The sequence below is a fragment of the Tunicatimonas sp. genome (assembly GCF_049647865.1).
In the GTDB taxonomy this organism is placed as follows: domain Bacteria; phylum Bacteroidota; class Bacteroidia; order Cytophagales; family Cyclobacteriaceae; genus Tunicatimonas.
Genome location: NZ_JBARYM010000690.1, coordinates 1 through 2,437, shown reverse-complemented (window position 1 = coordinate 2,437; position 2,437 = coordinate 1). Strand labels below are relative to the sequence as shown.

Sequence of the window (2,437 nt, the reverse complement as noted above, 5' to 3'; positions counted from 1 at the left end):
CCCATTAGGTCGCGATCATTAATATTATAGTACCAATCTACCGAAAAGGTGATGTCTTCACCCGGCTTCAGCGGTTCGGGAATATTTACCCGCATCATGGTGCGGTTAATGGTGTAAGTGATATTGTTCCCATCAGCATCCTTCACCGCCTGAATTTTATGTCCTCCGTCAAAACCATAACCAATAATTTCTTCCAGTTTATCTACATCCATCTTATCCGAAAGACTGTTGGTCTGGGTTTTATACGTATCCGAGTCTTCAGCTCGCATATTCTGATCGAGCTGTAACCACAGATAGTCCAGCACATCGGGAGAATTGTTGTAGTAAGTAATTGTCTCTGAGCCGGTTAGTCGCTGATTATCATCGTTAACTTCGCACTTGATTTTATAGTCGGCACGCTGCTGCCAATACTGATGCCCCGGGGCCCCGGAACCCGCCCGGTACACATTCGGGGTGGGCAACATAGCAGGTCCTAGTTGCTCAAATTTATTGGTGTGCTGCTTTTTCTGAGCAGTTAAGGATCCGGGTAAAAAGGTAAGAGAGAAAGTCAGAAGTAAAAGGTAGTGACGCATGAAAAATATAGGTTAGAAATGAGGGGGTAATATACAAAATTCGCCGGAAGATACTGCTGTCTGCTTATCCAAATATGATACGATGGATGGCTCTTTTGGCTTGGCTCAAAAGATTATATTAAAGAGCTATTTATTCAAACGAAATAGATATAAAGTGATTTCGCCGATAATTAGTTTAGATATTATTGCCATCTATCATGTAGATTATCTTCTGCATAGGAGCTACGTTCCAAAGCACAGTATTGTTAATAGCAGCATAGGTACTACTGTTACCGTACTCTATAAAATTGAGTAGTTCTACTTGTGACAAGGTTGATCAGATGCGTCAATTAGATTAAGCAAATAAGAAAAGCCCAACCAAAATGATCGGGCTTCATATCTTCATAAAATAAAAACTACGCGATACTCCAGCCATCGCGGTACTCGCGGTGCAGATGGCGATTCACATCTTTGTTGTTCGTGAACTCCATTTTCTTACCATCGTAGCGTAGTATCTCGCCGGGTGCGTGCAGGGCTACTACTCCGAGTAACATGGTTTCATTAAGCGGGGCAGCGTACTCAAACGGGCAGGAAATTTTCTCCTCGCCTTGAATGGCACGTATCCAATTCATTTCGTGAGCTTCTCGTCCGCCTTTAATTCGCTCGTAGGTTTGCGGAGTGTCGGCGTACTGCTCCATAAGCGACTGCGGATACATCTGCGGATCAGAGCCGTAGGTTTTGTGGTACAGAACCCCTTTTTCACCTTGGAAGATCACTCCGCCACCGCGGTCCAGTTCTACATCATCGGGCAGTTCGGCCGGACGAGAGGGCATCAGCCCACCATCGTACCAGTGCATGGTTACTTCGGGTAGCATTCCTCGCGCCGGGAAAGTATAGTGAACGGTAGTGGATAGCGGATAAGTAGCCCGATCTTCTTCATTGCCGCCCCAGGGGGTAGATGTTCCCTGTACAGTATCAGGATACTCCAGACCTAGTGCCCAGTACGGATGGTCGATTAAGTGAGCTCCCATATCGCCTAATGCACCTACGCCCCAGTCAACCCAACCCCGCCAATTAAATGGATGGTAAATAGGGTGGTACTCCCGGTACGGTGCCGGTCCTAAGAACACATCCCAGTCTAGATCTTTAGGCACTTTATGCTTACCACTCATTGATCTAAGCAGCAAGTCTTCTGTTACCTTTCGGTTCCATTCTATATCGCTTCGGTTGCTTGAAGCGGTGGTAGGGCGAGGAACTCCTTGGGGCCAAATTGGGCGGTTGGTCCAAACATGTACTTCCCGCACCGGGCCAATGGCTCCGGCCTGCACCCATTCATTCAGTTGGCGAGCATCGTCACTAGAGTGACCCTGGTTACCCATTTGGGTGACCACTCCGGTTTCTTTGGCTAATCGTTTTAGCTCACGAGCTTCTTTTACCGAGTAGGTCAGCGGTTTTTGTACGTAAACGTGTTTGCCCATTTGCATGGCAGCACTCGCAGCTACAGTATGGAAGTGATCGGGTGTAGCTACTACCACCGCATCAATATCTTTCTCCTCTTCCAGCATCTTCCGGAAATCCTTGTACCAGGTAGCTTTATCGTAAGCAGCTTTCAGCTCAGCCCGGTCATCTCGGCTTACCGACTCTTTCACCCGACTGTAGTCTACGTCGGCCAACGCTACAATATTCTGACTGGTGAGGCTCTTCATGTTATTCGCTCCCATACCACCTGCGCCAATCGCCGCCACGTTTACGGTATCGCTGGGTGCTTGATAGCCGGTGCCACCCAGTACGTGGCGGGGCACAATCATGAACGAAGCAGCTGAGGTAGCCGCCCCTTTCAGGAAATTGCGACGAGGTAAAGCATTCTTGTTAGGTCTTTTTTTCAT

The 2,437-nt window shown here is 47.8% G+C and carries 1 protein-coding gene and 1 pseudogene; both read right to left on the bottom strand.

The window, feature by feature from the left end; all coding sequences use genetic code 11:
• A pseudogene (locus tag WBA23_RS20180) lies at positions 1-572 on the bottom strand (M1 family peptidase); the annotation flags it as partial.
• A 395-nt stretch (positions 573-967) separates the two neighbouring features.
• The coding region (locus WBA23_RS20175; protein WP_424584084.1) for a Gfo/Idh/MocA family protein at positions 968-2,437 on the bottom strand (1,470 nt) is incomplete at its 5' end.